Consider the following 15845-nt stretch of genomic DNA (forward strand, 5'->3'; position numbering starts at 1 on the left):
GGTAAATATAATGAAAAAATTTAACGCACTGTTTGTCGCTCTCGGTATGCTGACCTCGGCGCACGCGCTGGCGCAGGAAACCTTACGCTACGGTCTGGAATCGCAGTATCCGCCGTTTGAAAGCCGCAACGCGCAGGGCGAACTGGAAGGTTTTGATATCGAACTGGGCAAAGCGATTTGTCAGGTTGGCAACTTCGACTGTAAGTGGGTGGAAAGCAGCTTTGATGCGCTGATCCCGGCGCTGCAGGCGAAAAAGTTTGATGCCATCAACTCAGCGATGAACATCACCGAAGCCCGCGCCAAAAGCATCGACTTCACCAAGCCGATTTACCGCATTCCCACCATGCTGATCGTGAAAGAGGGCGAGAAGCTGCAGCCAACGGCGGAATCGCTGAAAGGCAAAAATATCGGTGTGCTGCAGGGTTCGATTCAGGAAACCTATGCGAAGAAACATTGGGAAGCGCAGGGCGTAACCGTTACCTCTTACCAGGATCAGAACCAGGTTTATAACGATATGGTGGCAGGTCGTCTCGACGGTACGTTGGTGATGTCGGCGGCGGGGCAATCGGGCTTCCTGGAAAAGCCGCAGGGTAAAGGCTTCGCCTTTGCCGGTAAGCCGGTTGAGGATGACACCATTCTCGGCACCGGTATCGGTTTTGGCCTGCGTAAAGGTGATGCCACACTGAAGCAAGCGCTGGATGCGGCTATCACCAAGGTGCAGACCGACGGTACCGTTACCAAACTGGCGGCGAAATTCTTCCCAGGCATTGACGTGTCAGCGAGCAAATAATGTAAAAAAGGTCGCCAAAAAAGGCGACCTCCTTTTAATCGTAAGGTCGTCTTTTATGACGACCTTTTTGGTGTTATTTCGCCGCTAAATAACACAGCGCTTCCGCTACCTGATACGACTTCACAAACGATGGAACCGGTAAAAACTCAAAGCGCGAATGGAAATTGTGCGCGCCGGTAAAGAAATTCGGCGTCAGCAGACCTTTCGCTGACAGCGCTGCACCATCGGTGCCACCGCGCATTGGAATCACTTTTGGTTCTACGCCCACTTGTTCCAGCGCGGCAAAAATCAAGTCAATTGCGCGACGATCCTCACCAATTGCATTACTGATATTGCTGTACGTATCGTTAATGGTCAGCGCCACATGTCCGGTGGGATAACGCGCGGCAATCTCATCGGCCACTTCCACCAGTTGCTGCTTCCGCTTATCAAAACCCTGCAGATCGAAATCGCGAATCGAGGCTTTCAGGATGGCGCGGCTGGCATTGGCATGCATATCATTGAACCAGATATAGCCTTCGCGGCCTTCAGTATGCTCGGGTGTTTGCAAGCGATCAAAGCGCGAGATGAAGTCATGCGCCATCAGCAGTGGATTAACTAACACGCCTTTGCCCGACATCGGATGCGCCGGTACGCCGGTGAACACCAATTCAGCGGCGGCGGCGTTGAAGTTTTCATATACCACTTCACCCAACTCGCAGCAGTCGATGGTCCAGGCAAAATCGACGTTAAAGCGTTGCTCCAGATCGAGCGCTTTCGCACCGCGCAGGCCAATCTCCTCATCGGGCACAAAGGCCACCACGATATCACCGTGATCGCCACGCAGGTTTTCCAGCAGCGTCATCACCACCGTCACCGCCGCTTTGTTGTCGGCACCAAGCACGCTGGTGCCATCACTAAAGATAATCTCTTGCCCCAGATAAGGTTGGATTTCCGGGTGTTCCGCCACGCGCAGCCAGATGTCCTGCGTACGATTCAGGCACAGATCTTCCCCGTTAAACGTCAGGGTTTGCGGGTGAATGTCCGGCGACAAGCCCACATCCACGGTATCAATGTGGGTGATAAAGCCAATGCGCGGTGCAGCAGGACGATTGCCGGGTTTGACGGCGGTAACCGTGGCGTGCTGGTCAATCACAATCTCTTGCAATCCCAGTTCGCCCAGCTCCTTTGCCAGTAATTCCGCCATCGCATGTTGGGACGGCGTACTCGGCAGCGTGGTTGATTTGGCATCGCTCTGGCTGGAAACCGCCAGATAACGGTAAAAACGCTGGGTCAATTGGCTGGCAAGTTGGTCTGTCATCACAATTCCTTATTAGCATTGCGGCGTCGGTAGTACGCGTGCTGGTTAAATCATGTTATTTATTAGTCAGATGAACATTAAATAACGAAGCTGACTCATGGAAGTCAATAAAAAGCGAGGATCTTAATGAAAAAAGTGATGGCAAAACTGACGCTGACGGCACTCGGATTAGCGGTAGCAGGCGGCGTTTCGGCGAAAACGCTGGTTTATTGTTCAGAGGGATCGCCCGAGAACTTCAACCCGCAGCTGTACACGTCGGGCACCAGCGTGGATGCCAGCGCCGTGCCGATTTTCAACCGCCTGGTTGATTTCACTCCGGGCACAACCGAACTGGTGCCGAGCCTGGCCGAGAGCTGGGACATCAGCCCGGATGGCACGGTTTACACCTTCCATCTGCGCAAAGGGGTGAAATTCCAGAGCAACAAACTGTTTAAGCCTTCGCGCGACTTCAATGCGGATGACGTGATCTTCTCGTTTATGCGTCAGATGGACGCCAAAAATCCCTACCACAACGTCTCGGGCGGCAACTACGCCAACTTTGAAAGCCTTGAGCTGGCGAAGCTGATCAAAGGCATTGATAAGGTTGATGACAACACCGTGCGCATCACCTTAGCGCATGCCGAAGCGCCATTCCTCGCTGACCTGGCCTGGTATTTTGCCTCGATCCACTCGGCAGAATATGCCGACCAGATGTTGAAAGCGGGTACGCCAGAAAAAGTCGATATGGAGCCCATTGGCACCGGCCCGTTTGAGCTGGTGCAGTATCAAAAAGATTCGCGCATTCTCTATAAAGCCTTCCCGGAATACTGGCAGGGCAAGGCGAAACTCGATCGCATCGTGTTCTCTATCACCCCGGATGCGTCGGTGCGTTACGCCAAGCTGGAGAAAAATGAGTGCCAGATTATGCCGTTCCCCAATCCGGCCGATCTGGAGAAGATGCGCAGCAATCCTGATCTGACCCTTGAGCAGAAATCGGGTCTGAACACCGGCTTCCTGTCATTCAACACCACCAAAGCGCCGCTGGATAACGTCAAAGTGCGTCAGGCGCTGGCGATGGCGATGGCGATTAACAAGCAGGCGATCATTGATGCCATTTTCAAAGGCACCGGCACGGTGGCAAAAAACATTCTGCCGTCCGACGTGTGGAGCGCGGATAAAGACCTGAAGGATTACGACTACGATCCCACCAAAGCCAAAGCGCTGCTGCAGGAAGCGGGAATTAAACCGGGTACCGAAATTGCGCTGTGGGCGATGCCGGTGCAGCGACCATATAACCCGAATGCACGACGGATGGCTGAGATGATTCAGGCCGATTGGGCCCAGGTGGGCATCAAAGCCAATATCGTTAGCTATGAGTGGGGCGAGTACCTTAAGCGCGTGAAGGGCGGCGAACACCAGGCAGCATTGATGGGCTGGACCACCGCGACCGGCGATCCGGATAACTTCTTCGGCCCGCTGTATAGCTGTACGTCGGCGAATGGCGGTTCCAACTCATCCAAATGGTGTTATCAGCCGTTTGAGAAAATCATCACCGAAGCCCGCGCCGAGCAAAATCATGATAAACGCGTCGCGCTCTATCAGCAGGCACAGCAAATGATGCACGACCAAATGCCAGCGGTGATGATTGCGCACTCAACCATTTTCGAGCCGGTACGCAAATCGGTGAGCGGTTATCAGGTCGATCCGTTCGGTAAACACATCTTCTATCCGGTGGATATCAAGAACTAAGCTACGGACGCCAGCGCTGGCGCAGCGGCTTCTCCAGCGCATCCAGCTGCTGTAACAGAAACGAAAGAAACACATTCAGGGCAGCGCTACGGGGCCGCCCTGATTGCGCCTGTAGCTGCAACGTGCGTTGGCTGAGTTGATCAATGCCCACCGAGCGCAATATCAAACCGTGCGTTTCAGCTTCCTGCAGCACGGTAAAGGCGCTGCAAATGGTCACTGCCTGCGGCGTGCGTAGCAGGAATTGAAACAGCATCGAGAAGGTATCGCAGGTCATTACCGGTTCCACCAGGCAGCCGCTCATGTGGCTGGCGAGTTCAAACAGCTGACGTACCGTGGTGTTCTGCTGCGGTAATGCCAGCGGATAGTGGCTGAGGTCGGCCAGCGTGACCTGTGGCGCGGTAGCTAAAGGATGCGACTGATGCATCACAATTAACACCGGTGCCGGCCAGGATCCCATCACTTCCACACCGCGTTCGGCATGCAGGCTAAACTGCAACGCCACATCACACTCGCCGTTGCGCAGCGCTTCGGCCACGCCTTGCGTACTTGCCACTTTTATCTCGAACAACACGCCAGGATTGTCATTACGAAAATCAGCAATCATGCGCGGCAACAGGGTAAACGCCAGTCCATCGGTACAGGCCACGCGAATCAGCGTGCGGCGCACCGCTTTCAGGCCTTTAATTTCCGCCAGCGCATACTCCATATCCAGCAGGTTCTTGCGCACATGATGGGCGAAAATTTCGCCCGCCTCATTCAACACCATGCCGCGCGCGTGGCGGGAAAACAGCGGCACGCCGACCTGATTCTCCAGCCGTTGAATTTGTCGACTAATCGCCGACACCGCCACAAACAGCTGTTCGCTGGCGGCGCTGAGCGAGCCGGTATTCGCGACGGCGAGAAAATAGCGGATTTCACTGCTTAACATGCGGGTGCCTCATCGTGGTGCATGCCTCGAAAGTGGGCAGGCTAGCTTTGCCATAAAAGCAAATCTTACTCGATAAATTGATAATTGTGGCAAAGCAGTGTTTCCGCAAAGATGACTTAACGACAAAACAATAAAAGACAGGGCAAACATGACAGCACACCAGGCGGTTCAACAGGCCAGCGCTTATTTCGACAGCGGAGAATTTCAACGTATTTTGGCGCGTCGTGTGGCGCAACGCACGGAAAGCCAGCGTCAGGATCGTGATAACGAATTACAGCGCTATCTGCAGGACGAAATCGGTCCGCAGCTGATTGCGCTTGGCTTCACGCTGCACTTTATCGACAACCCGGAAGCCGCCAATCGACCGTTCCTCGTGGCGATCCGCATTGAAGATCCGGCGCTGCCAACCCTGCTCAGTTATGGTCACGGCGACGTGGTATTTGGCGATGATGAAAACTGGCGCGCGGGCTTATCGCCATGGCATATGGTTGAAGAGGGCGATCGCTGGTATGCGCGCGGCAGCGCGGATAACAAAGGCCAGCACTGCGTCAATCTGGCGGCGCTTGAGCAGGTGTTTAAGGTGCGCGGCGGAAGTCTGGGCTTCAACTGCAAAATGCTGTTCGAGATGGGCGAAGAGATCAGCTCGCCGGGTCTGGCGCAGCTGTGCCAGCAACATGGCGAACTGCTGCAAGCCGACCTGTTTATTGCTTCCGACGGCCCGCGTCTGAATGCGATTCGTCCAACGCTGTTCCTCGGCTCACGCGGCGCGGTTAACTTCCGTTTGACGATTAACGCGCGCGACAACGCTTATCACTCCGGTAACTGGGGCGGACTGTTAACCAATCCGGGTACGCAACTGGCTAGCGCCATCGCTGCACTGGTTAACGCACAGGGGGTGTTGCAGGTTGCTGCGTTGAAACCTAACTCGCTCACGCCGCAGGTGCGTGACATTCTGGCGGATATCGAGGTCGGCGGCATGCCGGACGATCCCGCTATTGATGTCAACTGGGGCGAGCCGGGGCTGTCACCTACGGAACGCCTGTATGGCTGGAACACGCTGGAAGTGCTGTCATTCCTGACGGGCAATCCGGCTCAGCCGATGAATGCGATACCGGGCAGCGCGACAGCGGTATGCCAGCTGCGCTTTGTGGTCGGTACCGATTGGGAAAACCTCGCACAGCATGTGCGCGCCCATCTGCAACAGCACGGTTTTGGCTATGTTGAGGTTGAATTCATGCGCGGATCGCCCGCCACACGGCTCGATCCGACCGATCCCCTCGTCGATTGGGTATTAACCAGCATGGCGGAAACCAGCGGCAAGAAACCGGCGCTGCTGCCCAATCTCGGCGGTTCGCTGCCAAATGAAGTGTTCTCCGATATTCTTGGTTTGCCCACGCTGTGGGTTCCGCATTCGTACCCGGCCTGTGGGCAGCATGGCGTCAACGAACACATGTTGAAATCGATCGCGCGCGAAGGTTTGCAGATCATGACGCGGCTGCTGTGGGATTTAGGTGAGCAGGGTACGCAACTGGTGGCACAGCATCGTGCGCATGTCGGAGGTGGGCAATGAGTACGCTGAATAGCACCCTGCCGCTGAACACCACCAAGCCCAGCCTGCACAAAACGCTATTTGCCACTTGTATCGGCAACGCGCTCGAGTGGTTCGATATCGCCGTCTACGGCTTTTTCGCCAGCTACATTGCCCATGCCTTTTTCCCTACCAGCGATCCCTCGGTCTCAATGCTGCTGACATTTGGTAGTTTTGGCGTGTCGTTTCTGATTCGTCCTTTAGGCGCGATTGTGCTAGGCAACTATGCCGATCGTCATGGTCGGAAAAAAGCGCTGCTGCTGTCGATCAACCTGATGATGCTTGGCGGTGCCGTCATCACCTTTATGCCAGGCTACAGCAGCATTGGTCTGATGGCGCCGCTGCTGATTTTGCTGGCACGTCTGGTGCAGGGTTTCTCGGCGGGGGGGGGGTTTGGCAGCTCAACGGCATTCCTGGGGGGGCACTTCCCGGAACGTAAAGCGTTTATCGCCAGCTGGCAGTTTGCTACCCAGGGCGCCAGTACCTTGATGGCATCAGCATTTGGTCTGGGATTGACGCAGATCCTGACGGAAAGCCAGATTCAGGAGTGGGGCTGGCGGATTCCCTTCGCCTTCGGCCTGCTGATTGGTCCGCTGGGGATTTACATTCGTCGTCATGTCCACGAACCGGCAAGTTTTGCTGAGCACAAACCGGAAGCCGCGCCGCTGAAAAGCCTGTTTGGTCGCCAGAAGGAGCTAATGCTGTTGGCGATCGGGCTGATGGTGATCTCAACGGCCGTTAACTACATGCTGAATTACGTGCCGACCTATGCCACCAAAAATCTGCACCTCTCTGGCAGCGTCGCGTTCACAGCAACGCTGCTGGCGGGGGTGATTTTGACCGTGGTAACCCCGATTATGGGGCTATGGGCAGAACGCGTAGGACGTGTGCCGCTGATGTGGGGTTCACTGCTTCTGCTGATCGTCACCATTTATCCCGCCTTTAAGCTGGTGGTTGAACACACCACGCCCACCACGCTGATTCTGCTGGTGTGCTGGATGGCGCTGCTGAAATCGATTTACTTCTCGACGGTGCCGTCAGTGATGGCGGATCTGTTCCCGATTGGCACGCGTGCCAGCGGCATGGCAATCAGCTATAACGTGGCGGTAACGGTGTTTGGTGGCTTTGCACCGCTGATTTGTACGCTATTGATTAGCGCCACCGGTACCAGCCTGGCGCCGGGTTATTATCTGATGGCGATGTCGGTATTAAGCGGTCTGGCCTTGCTGCGCAGCCAGAAGCGCGTCTCGTAATGATTTCCCGGTGCGCAGCAATGCGCACCGGGTTTTCCTTATGAGAACTGTAAATAGGCCACGTGCGTCTGTAAAAACTCTTCTAACCCGTGACGTCCATCGGCGCCCCCGATCCCCGACTTACGCCAGCCCGCGTGGAACCCTTGCATCGCCTCAAAATTCTCACGATTGATGTAGGTTTCACCAAACTTCAGCTTACGTAGCGCTACCATTGCGGTGTTCAGATTCTGGGTATAAATCGAAGACGTTAGCCCATATGCGCAATCGTTGGCCAGCGTCACCGCTTCGTCGAGAGTTTTGAAGCGCATTACCGGCAGTACCGGGCCAAAAATCTCTTCCTGCATAATCTCCATATCCTGACGCACGCCGGTGATGATGGTCGGCTCAAAATAGAAGCCTTTATTACCGGCACGTTTGCCGCCCAGCAGCACCTTGCCGCCATCCGCTACCGCTTTTGCGACTTTCTGCTCAACCCGTTCTAATGCGGCCGCAGTGATGAGCGGTCCCATATCAATGTCGTTGTGCTCCGCCGGGTTACCGAACTTCACCTGCTGCATAGCCGAAGTCAGTGCGCTGATAAAGCGATCGTAAATGCCCTCCTGCACGTAAACACGCTCGGCACAGTTACACACCTGTCCGGTGTTGATGACGCGGGAACTAACAATTGCTTTCACCGCTAAATCCAGGTCGGCATCATCCATCACGATAGCCGGCGCTTTGCCACCGAGTTCCAGCGACACTTTGGTGACATTTTTTGCCGCGGCTTCCATGGTGGCGATACCGGCATTAACGCTGCCGGTCAGGCTCACCAGGCCCACTTTCGGGTTGCCTGCCAGCTCCTGACCAATTTCCGGACCATAGCCGTAAACCATGTTGATCACGCCCTTTGGCAGGCCAATGTCATCAATGATTTGCGCGAAGATCGCCGCATTATTTGGCGTCAGCTCACTGGGTTTGATCACGATAGTGTTACCGGTCACCAGTGCAGGTGCCGCTTTACGTGCAATCAGGAAGAAGGGGAAGTTCCACGGCAGAATACCGGTGGTGACACCAATGGCTTTTTTGAAGACAAAAATGTTTTCATTTGGACGGTCACTGTTAATGATCTCTCCATCATAACGACGCGCCCATTCGGCCATATACTCCAGATAGTCGGCAGTAAACAGGACTTCGGTTTGTGCCAGACCCTGCGTTTTACCGCCCTCGGCAACGATAGTGGCGGACAGTTCTGCTTCACGCTGGCGTATCCCAGCGGCAATTTTACGTAACCAGTTGCCACGCTCTACCGCCGGTAGCGCTTCCCAACCCGGCTGTGCCGCTTCGGCGGCGTTGATCGCCTGTGCGGCGTCTTGCTTACTGCCTTCCGGCACGCGCGACAGCAGCGCTTCCGTTGCCGGATTAATCACTTCAATCCACTTGTCGTGGTGATCGGCCACAAACGCGCCATTAATATAATGTTGGTGATGTGTTGTCATTTGCAGGGGCTCCGCGATCTTCTTCGTTAAAAGTTTGTGAAGTGCAGAGTGAAACAGAATGCGGTGTCGCACCTTTTTGTCACTGCCAGGGCGCAGAAAGGGATGGCAAAGAAGGGAAGATCAACACGACAGACGCAGCATTCCTGGCGAAATGCCGCGCTTTCAGCGGGTTAGCAGCAAAATACGCGTGTTAACAGCGTGTCATGAACCGGGCATCGCCGCGCCGCTGGCAATAAACCAGGCCAGAAAACTGATGCCTGCAATGATGATAGCAATGGGGAATAGCAGTCCGATTTTCATAATAATCCCGAGAGTTAGGCGAGCTGAACAATAGCGCGATGGGTTTTCATCATACTAAACAGTTGGAATTGCGTCGCGTCGTCCACCTGACGCAGATGTTCACCTTTCTGATAATGAATATGGTGAACCTGCCCCAACTGTCGCCAGACGACAATCACCGAGGCCAGCAAAGCGCAATTCTCTTCGCTCTGCACGCAATCCAGCGTGGCGTAGTGTGCCTCATCCAATCCATTAATAAAGACGTTTAACGCCTGCGCCGGCACGATAGCGCGGATGTCATCCAGCATCACGCGACTCACTGATTGCGACAGCAGTAGTCTCAATCTTTTGGTATTCATCTCAATCCTTCGTCTTGATGATTTTCCCAACGTTATACGGATTATTTGCCATAGGGGAAAGTCTGGCTGGCGGCTTTGTGTGACTGCCATGTTAATAGACACGGTGGCAGTAAACCAAAAACTGTGCTGATCAACACAACACATTGAGAAAAAATTCCGAATAATAAGCAACTTATGAAAATCTGAACGTGACCTGCCTGCAAATGCGATTTTGTGATCCTTATGTTGACGACCCCCCGAATTTTGCCAGCTACCTGCGCTTTCCGGCAGCCATCCAAAGGCTGAAGAAAAGCTGCCCACCGTAGACTGCCGGTAATCGGGAAACCGCCGGTTTCCTGTTGGCCTCAACCTTACGAAGGAATAACAATGAACAGTGCCATCATTGCAGGTATTTTCTGGCATCTGGTGGGTGCCGCCAGTGCCGCCTGTTTTTATGCTCCATTTAAGCAGGTGAAAAAGTGGTCTTGGGAAACGATGTGGTCGGTGGGCGGCATCATGTCGTGGCTGATCCTGCCGTGGGCAGTCAGCGCGGTGTTGCTGCCAAATTTCTGGGCCTATTACAGCAGTTTTAGCTTCTCCCAACTGCTGCCCGTATTTCTGTTTGGTGCCATGTGGGGCATCGGCAACATCAACTATGGACTGACCATGCGCTACCTCGGCATGTCGATGGGGATTGGGATTGCCATCGGCATTACCCTGGTGGTGGGAACCTTGATGACGCCGCTGTTGCAAGGCCGCTTTGTCGAGCTGTTCAGCTCAGCAGGTGGACGCATGACGCTGCTCGGCGTGTTCGTGGCGTTAATCGGCGTAGCGATTGTTTCACGTGCTGGTCTGTTAAAAGAGCGCGCGCTGGGCATCAATGCGGAAGAGTTTAATCTGAAGAAGGGACTGGTGCTGGCGATCTTATGCGGCATCTTCTCCGCCGGCATGTCGTTCGCCATGGACGCTGCGAAGCCGATGCATGCAGCCGCCGCGAATCTGGGTATCAATCCACTTTACGTGGCGCTGCCGAGCTATGTCGTGATCATGGGCGGTGGTGCGCTGGTGAATCTGGCTTATTGCTTTATTCGGCTGGCGGTGAAAAGCGATCTTTCGGTGCGTCGTGATTTCTCCGTGGCCAAGCCGATGCTGCTTGCCAATATCGCCTTTGCGGTATTAGGCGGCACCATGTGGTATCTGCAATTTTTCTTTTATGCCTGGGGCCACGCCAAAATCCCAGCACAATATGACTTTGTCAGCTGGATGCTGCATATGAGTCTTTATGTACTGTGCGGTGGGTTAGTGGGACTGGTGCTGAAAGAGTGGAAGTCGGTGGGGCAACGTCCGGTACGCGTGCTGTCACTGGGTTGCGTGGTGATTATTATTGCCGCCAACATTGTTGGCCTGGGAATGGCGGCCTGATGAAAAGCCTGACGCATAGATGATGCGTCAGGCTTTGGCCTTCTCAGTTGAGGGTTCGCGCTGCGGCAGGAAACGCTGCCGCCACGCACTTGGCGTTAAACCTGTTTCTCGCGTAAACACCACGGAAAAGTAGTTACTGTCATCAAAGCCGCAGCGCGCGGCCACTTCACTGATTAAGCCATCCTGGGTTCTCAACAGGTACTTTGCCTGGCAGAGCTGTAGTTGTCGCAAATAGTGCCCTACGGTCATACCGGTTTGCTGACGAAAAAGCTGTTTTAACGCCCGCTCGCTCAACTGATTCTGCTGGCAAAACACCGCCAAATCGAATGGTCGGCTGATTGCACCCTGCAATGCTGACATCAGCAGATCCAGCTGCTCGCCCTCCGGCAGTGCCCAGGGGCGGTCGGCGGCATAACCATGACGACGCAAAATCAGCGCAAGCTGTAAAAACAGCGCTTCAGAGAGTTGAACGGATAGCGAATCGCTTTTGCGGCTTTCTCGCTCCAGTTGGCTAATGACACCGCGAGCCAATGCCATACCGCGGGTGGTTAAACGCCAACATGCCGGCGAGTTCTCCTCCTGCGGTGGCAACAACTGGCTCCAGTCGAGCTCAAGACGAAAACGATCGCGGCAGTAAAGAATGTTATCCAGCGCCAAATCGTTGACGCTGTCATAACTGTGGCAATCATTATCGCGGATGTAAAACACGTCGCCGCAGGTGATCAACCACGGGCGATCGTTTAACACGTGCAGGCCGTTGCCACGCCAGACAATCACAATTTCACTGAACTCATGGCGATGCGGAGGGAAGGAGGGCTGCGGCATGCGCTCGGCCACCGCAATCGGCAGATTGGTGGCCGGAAAATAGTCTTCGCGCGTAAGGATCAGCGACATGAGGAAACGCTCCCGTTATAGCATCTGCTGGCGCTCCGCTCTGGGCGCACAGCCAAATTCCCGCCGGAACAGCGTGGAAAAGTGGTTGCTGTCACCAAATCCACACTGATAGGCGATGTCTGTAATGCGCATATCACTATGCCGCAGTAAATGCCGCGCCTGTAGCAGGCGAAGCCGATTGAGGTAGCGCTGCGGCGTATTGCCGGTTTGCTGCTTCATCTGGCGGTGCAGGGTACGCAATGACAGCGAAAAGCGGTCGGCCAGCGCATCCCACACAATATCTTCACTGTAGTGCTCATTGAGCCAGTCGAGCAACCGATGCAACCGCGCTTCCTGATCCTGCAATTGATCGTTATGAGCCGCTTCGCGCAACACAATCAGCAGCTGTAGAAACAGCTGCTCCTGATGCGCGTGCCGCTCCAGTGACCAACCATCCTGCTGCTTCATCTGCGTCACTATCTGCAATGCCTGCGCCATGACTTTGTGATTAATGCGCCAGTGCGAAGCATATTTGTCCTCTTCTTCGCGTGGCAGCAGATCCTGCAAACCCGAGAGAAAACGAAACGCTGCCGGGCTGCGGTAGAGCACATTGGTCAGACACAAATTCTCCGTCTGCTCATAGAGATGGCGATCGTGATCGCGCACAAAGCAAACGCAGCCAGCAGATAACGCCTGCGGCTGACCGTTAAACACATGGATACCTGAACCGTGCTCAACCAACACAATTTCATGGAAATCATGATGATGTTCGGGAAATGCCTGCTGCGGCACGCGCGGCTCAATGGCGATGGCGTAATTCCCTTCAGGGAAGAAATCTGCGCTATGTAAAACGGTCATGATTTGCCTCTCAACTCACTTAACTGCAGCCGAGTCTACGCAGGCGTTCAGCACCTTACCTTGAATTTTGATCTGAGTGACGCAGGAAAATGGCTAATTTTTCAAGATCTCAGCCCGGATTGACGGAAATGCGGCAAGGCTCACAACTCTCTCCTTATGTGGTTCTGTGAGCTTTCTCACGAACTTCTTTGTCAGTCTGCCAGCGACTATTACGCACTGGCAGTAAGGGGAAGGTGGCAAAAAGCAGAGATTTCTAAGCTGTAGCCATCTCATTACAGGAAGAGCACGCCATGAGTATGCGTAACATTGTTGCCATTGATTTAGGCGCATCCAGCGGGCGCGTGATGCTCGCACAATGGAATTCAGCGAATCAGCACATCAGCCTGCGTGAAGTCCGCCGCTTTGCGAATCAGCGGGTGCGCCGTGCCGACTATGATTGTTGGGATTTGGACCGTCTCGAGCAGGAAATTCGTCTCGGGCTGGCTCAGTTAGATGAGGAAGGTATTGTGCCGGACAGCATTGGGATCGACACCTGGGGTGTTGATCTGGTGTTGCTGGATGCCAACGGGGAGCGTGTCGGTGAAGCGGTGAGCTATCGCGATAAGCGGACGGAAGGTCATATGGCTCAGGCCATCAAGGACTTGGGTAAAGGCGCAATCTATCAGCGTACCGGTATTCAATTTTTGCCCTTCAACACCCTTTATCAACTGCGTGCGCTGCATCTGCAGCAGCCGGATTGGCAGGCGCAGGTTAAGCATGCATTGATGATTCCTGATTATCTGCATTATCGCCTTACTGGCCAGATGAATTGGGAATATACCAATGCCACTACTACCCAGTTGCTTAACATTCACAGCGGCGAATGGGATAGCGATTTGCTCGCCTGGGCTGGCGTCCCTGCAACGTGGTTGGGTAAACCGACGGCTCCGGGCAATACCGTGGGTTACTGGACCAGCGCCAGTGGCAATCAGATTCCGGTGGTGGCCGTCGCTACACATGACACGGCCAGTGCCGTGTTGGCTACGCCGTTGATGCAGGATGATGCCGCCTATCTGAGTTCAGGCACCTGGTCGCTGATGGGCATTGAGAGTTTGCAGCCTTGTGTCAGCGCTGCCGCGCTTGACGCCAACATTACCAATGAAGGTGGCGCAGAGGGTTACCGCGTCCTGAAAAACATCATGGGCTTATGGTTATTACAACGTGTCTGCAGCGAACTGCAAATAACCGATCTCTGCACGCTCATCGCCCAGGCCGAAAAAGAGCCTCTCTGCCGCGCATTGGTTAATCCCAATCACAGTCGTTTTATCAACCCAGACAGCATGGTGCAGGAGATTCAAAACGCCTGTGCCGAGCAGCACATGCCGGTTCCGCAAACTCCAGCCGCCCTGGCCCGTACCATTTTCGATAGCCTGGCATTGCTGTATCGCCAGGTGATTGGCGAACTCGGCCAACTGCGTGGTGCGCCGCTGCGTCAGCTGCATGTGGTGGGGGGAGGTAGTCAAAATCCGTTGCTAAATCAACTCTGTGCCGATGCCTGCCAGCTGCCCGTGTTGGCCGGACCCATCGAGGCTTCAACGCTCGGTAACATCGGTTGCCAGCTGATTGCCTTAGGCGAATTGCGTGACGTTAGCGATCTGCGCCGCTGCATTAGCCAAAACTTCCCGTTAGAAAAATTTGAACCGCTGAACAACGGCGCCTTCGCTGCCCATCAGGCACGCTTCGCGGCGCTGAGCCAACCTGCTAAGGAACTTGCATATGACTAAGCTGATTGAACAGGCCTTCGAACTGGCCAAACAACGCTACGCAGCAATTGGCGTAGATGTGGAACAGGTAATGGCACAACTGGATGGCATTCCTGTCTCGATGCACTGCTGGCAGGGTGATGACGTACGCGGTTTCGAAAATCCCAACGGTGAGTTGACCGGCGGTATTCAGGCCACCGGCAACTATCCGGGCCGTGCCCGCAATGCGGATGAACTGCGTGCTGACGTTGAAAAAGCGATGTCATTAATTCCGGGCGCCAAACGCCTCAACCTGCACGCAATTTATCTGGAGAGCGATACACCCGTTGAACGTGATGCGATCGAACCTAAGCATTTCAGCAACTGGGTTGAGTGGGCTAAAACGCATAAATTGGGTCTCGATTTTAATCCAAGCTGCTTCTCCCACCCGTTGAGTGCGGATGGCTTTACGTTATCGCACGCGGATAAAGGTATTCGGCAGTTCTGGATCGACCACTGTAAAGCCAGCCGCCGCATCTCCGCCCACTTTGGTGAGCAGCTTGGTAGCCCTTCCGTGATGAATATCTGGGTGCCGGATGGCATGAAGGATCTTACGGTTGATCGCCTGGCTCCCCGTCAACGTCTGGCCAGCGCACTGGATGACGTGATCAGTGAAAAACTCAATCCCGCGCATCATATTGATGCGGTAGAGAGCAAGCTGTTTGGTATCGGTGCCGAAAGTTACACCGTGGGTTCCAATGAATTCTGCCTCGGTTACGCCAGCAGCCGCCAAACTGCACTAACGCTTGATGCGGGTCACTTCCATCCAACTGAAGTCATTTCCGACAAGATCTCTACGGCAATGCTGTATGTGCCACGCCTGCTGCTGCACGTGAGCCGTCCGGTGCGCTGGGATAGCGATCACGTGGTGATTCTCGACGATGAAACACAAGCCATTGCCACCGAGATTGCCCGCCACAAGCTGTTTGACAAAGTGCATATCGGCCTCGACTTTTTTGACGCCTCGATTAACCGCATCGCGGCCTGGGTTATCGGCACGCGCAATGCCAAAAAAGCGCTGCTACGCGCACTGCTGGAGCCCACGGATCAGTTACGCAAGCTCGAGAGCGAAGGGGATTACACCGGGCGTCTGGCGATGCTGGAAGAGCAAAAATCCCTGCCGTGGCAAGCCGTTTGGGAAGCCTGGTGCCTGCGCCACGATGTCCCGGCTGATGCCAGCTGGCTGAGCGAAGTCCGTCATTACGAACAACAAACACTGCGTCAACGTTAAG

The 15845-nt window shown here is 54.6% G+C and carries 14 protein-coding genes; 7 read left to right on the forward strand and 7 right to left on the reverse strand.

All coding sequences use genetic code 11. The features are described from left to right. Positions 1-10: 10 nt before the first annotated feature. Positions 11-790 (forward strand): transporter substrate-binding domain-containing protein, encoded by a 780-nt coding sequence (locus tag AC790_RS14515; RefSeq protein ID WP_049852233.1) that lies wholly within the window; start codon positions 11-13, stop codon positions 788-790. A gap of 73 nt (positions 791-863) precedes the next feature. On the opposite strand, the gene pepT is transcribed toward AC790_RS14515, so the two are convergent. Further along, positions 864-2090 (reverse strand): peptidase T, encoded by a 1227-nt coding sequence (pepT, locus tag AC790_RS14520; protein ID WP_049852234.1) that lies wholly within the window; start codon positions 2088-2090, stop codon positions 864-866. Between the two features lie 126 nt (positions 2091-2216). Between pepT and AC790_RS14525 the strand changes: the two genes are divergently transcribed. Next, positions 2217-3818: an ABC transporter substrate-binding protein gene (locus AC790_RS14525; protein ID WP_049852235.1), complete on the forward strand. Its 1602-nt coding sequence runs from the start codon at positions 2217-2219 to the stop codon at positions 3816-3818. Between the two features lies 1 nt (position 3819). Here AC790_RS14525 and AC790_RS14530 read toward each other — a convergent pair whose 3' ends face one another. After that, positions 3820-4746, reverse strand: coding sequence for a LysR family transcriptional regulator (locus tag AC790_RS14530; protein ID WP_007887952.1), 927 nt, complete (start codon positions 4744-4746; stop codon positions 3820-3822). Positions 4747-4894: 148 nt separating this feature from the next. Between AC790_RS14530 and AC790_RS14535 the strand changes: the two genes are divergently transcribed. Together AC790_RS14535 and AC790_RS14540 are read left to right on the forward strand one after the other, a co-directional pair. Continuing rightward, a complete protein-coding gene (locus AC790_RS14535; protein ID WP_049852236.1) occupies positions 4895-6316 on the forward strand; it encodes a M20 family metallopeptidase in 1422 nt (473 codons plus the stop codon). Next, positions 6313-7587 carry an MFS transporter gene (locus AC790_RS14540; RefSeq protein ID WP_049852237.1) on the forward strand — a complete coding sequence of 425 codons (1275 nt, stop codon included), beginning with the start codon at positions 6313-6315 and terminating at the stop codon, positions 7585-7587. The genes AC790_RS14535 and AC790_RS14540 overlap by 4 nt, the downstream gene beginning before the upstream one ends. 38 nt (positions 7588-7625) lie before the next feature. On the opposite strand, the gene aldA is transcribed toward AC790_RS14540, so the two are convergent. The 3 genes from aldA to AC790_RS14550 all read right to left on the reverse strand — a co-directional run bounded on the left by aldA (position 7626) and on the right by AC790_RS14550 (position 9700). Next, the gene (gene aldA, locus AC790_RS14545) at positions 7626-9062 is read right to left on the reverse strand and encodes an aldehyde dehydrogenase (RefSeq protein ID WP_049852238.1); all 1437 of its coding nucleotides are present in this window, start codon (positions 9060-9062) and stop codon (positions 7626-7628) included. 201 nt (positions 9063-9263) lie between these two features. Continuing rightward, positions 9264-9362 (reverse strand): YoaK family small membrane protein, encoded by a 99-nt coding sequence (locus AC790_RS24760; RefSeq protein WP_007887946.1) that lies wholly within the window; start codon positions 9360-9362, stop codon positions 9264-9266. A gap of 14 nt (positions 9363-9376) precedes the next feature. Further along, on the reverse strand, positions 9377-9700 hold the full coding sequence (locus tag AC790_RS14550) for a hypothetical protein (protein ID WP_007887943.1): 324 nt from the start codon (positions 9698-9700) through the stop codon (positions 9377-9379). 366 nt (positions 9701-10066) lie between these two features. Between AC790_RS14550 and rhaT the strand changes: the two genes are divergently transcribed. Further along, entirely contained in the window at positions 10067-11101 is a 1035-nt protein-coding gene (rhaT, locus tag AC790_RS14555) for an L-rhamnose/proton symporter RhaT (protein WP_049852239.1), read from the forward strand. A gap of 27 nt (positions 11102-11128) precedes the next feature. On the opposite strand, the gene rhaR is transcribed toward rhaT, so the two are convergent. Together rhaR and rhaS are read right to left on the reverse strand one after the other, a co-directional pair. Continuing rightward, on the reverse strand, positions 11129-11995 hold the full coding sequence (rhaR, locus tag AC790_RS14560; RefSeq protein WP_007887939.1) for an HTH-type transcriptional activator RhaR: 867 nt from the start codon (positions 11993-11995) through the stop codon (positions 11129-11131). Positions 11996-12010: 15 nt separating this feature from the next. Beyond that, positions 12011-12832 (reverse strand): HTH-type transcriptional activator RhaS, encoded by an 822-nt coding sequence (gene rhaS / locus AC790_RS14565; RefSeq protein WP_007887937.1) that lies wholly within the window; start codon positions 12830-12832, stop codon positions 12011-12013. A gap of 290 nt (positions 12833-13122) precedes the next feature. Here rhaS and rhaB point away from each other — a divergent pair, with 290 nt between their 5' ends. Continuing rightward, the gene (rhaB, locus tag AC790_RS14570; protein WP_049852240.1) at positions 13123-14595 is read left to right on the forward strand and encodes a rhamnulokinase; all 1473 of its coding nucleotides are present in this window, start codon (positions 13123-13125) and stop codon (positions 14593-14595) included. Beyond that, positions 14588-15844, forward strand: coding sequence for an L-rhamnose isomerase (locus AC790_RS14575; RefSeq protein WP_007887917.1), 1257 nt, complete (start codon positions 14588-14590; stop codon positions 15842-15844). Before rhaB ends, AC790_RS14575 begins: the two co-directional genes overlap by 8 nt. The last annotated feature ends 1 nt before the right edge of the window (position 15845 follow it).

Source organism: Pantoea sp. RIT-PI-b, assembly GCF_001187905.1.
GTDB lineage: Bacteria > Pseudomonadota > Gammaproteobacteria > Enterobacterales > Enterobacteriaceae > Pantoea > Pantoea nemavictus.

Coding starts and splice junctions, on each gene's coding strand:
- AC790_RS14515 (WP_049852233.1), top strand. CDS start 11: ATGAAAAAATTTAACGCACTGTTTGTCGCTCTCGGTATGCTGACCTCG.
- pepT (WP_049852234.1), bottom strand. CDS start 2,090: ATGACAGACCAACTTGCCAGCCAATTGACCCAGCGTTTTTACCGTTAT.
- AC790_RS14525 (WP_049852235.1), top strand. CDS start 2,217: ATGAAAAAAGTGATGGCAAAACTGACGCTGACGGCACTCGGATTAGCG.
- AC790_RS14530 (WP_007887952.1), bottom strand. CDS start 4,746: ATGTTAAGCAGTGAAATCCGCTATTTTCTCGCCGTCGCGAATACCGGC.
- AC790_RS14535 (WP_049852236.1), top strand. CDS start 4,895: ATGACAGCACACCAGGCGGTTCAACAGGCCAGCGCTTATTTCGACAGC.
- AC790_RS14540 (WP_049852237.1), top strand. CDS start 6,313: ATGAGTACGCTGAATAGCACCCTGCCGCTGAACACCACCAAGCCCAGC.
- aldA (WP_049852238.1), bottom strand. CDS start 9,062: ATGACAACACATCACCAACATTATATTAATGGCGCGTTTGTGGCCGAT.
- AC790_RS24760 (WP_007887946.1), bottom strand. CDS start 9,362: ATGAAAATCGGACTGCTATTCCCCATTGCTATCATCATTGCAGGCATC.
- AC790_RS14550 (WP_007887943.1), bottom strand. CDS start 9,700: ATGAATACCAAAAGATTGAGACTACTGCTGTCGCAATCAGTGAGTCGC.
- rhaT (WP_049852239.1), top strand. CDS start 10,067: ATGAACAGTGCCATCATTGCAGGTATTTTCTGGCATCTGGTGGGTGCC.
- rhaR (WP_007887939.1), bottom strand. CDS start 11,995: ATGTCGCTGATCCTTACGCGCGAAGACTATTTTCCGGCCACCAATCTG.
- rhaS (WP_007887937.1), bottom strand. CDS start 12,832: ATGACCGTTTTACATAGCGCAGATTTCTTCCCTGAAGGGAATTACGCC.
- rhaB (WP_049852240.1), top strand. CDS start 13,123: ATGAGTATGCGTAACATTGTTGCCATTGATTTAGGCGCATCCAGCGGG.
- AC790_RS14575 (WP_007887917.1), top strand. CDS start 14,588: ATGACTAAGCTGATTGAACAGGCCTTCGAACTGGCCAAACAACGCTAC.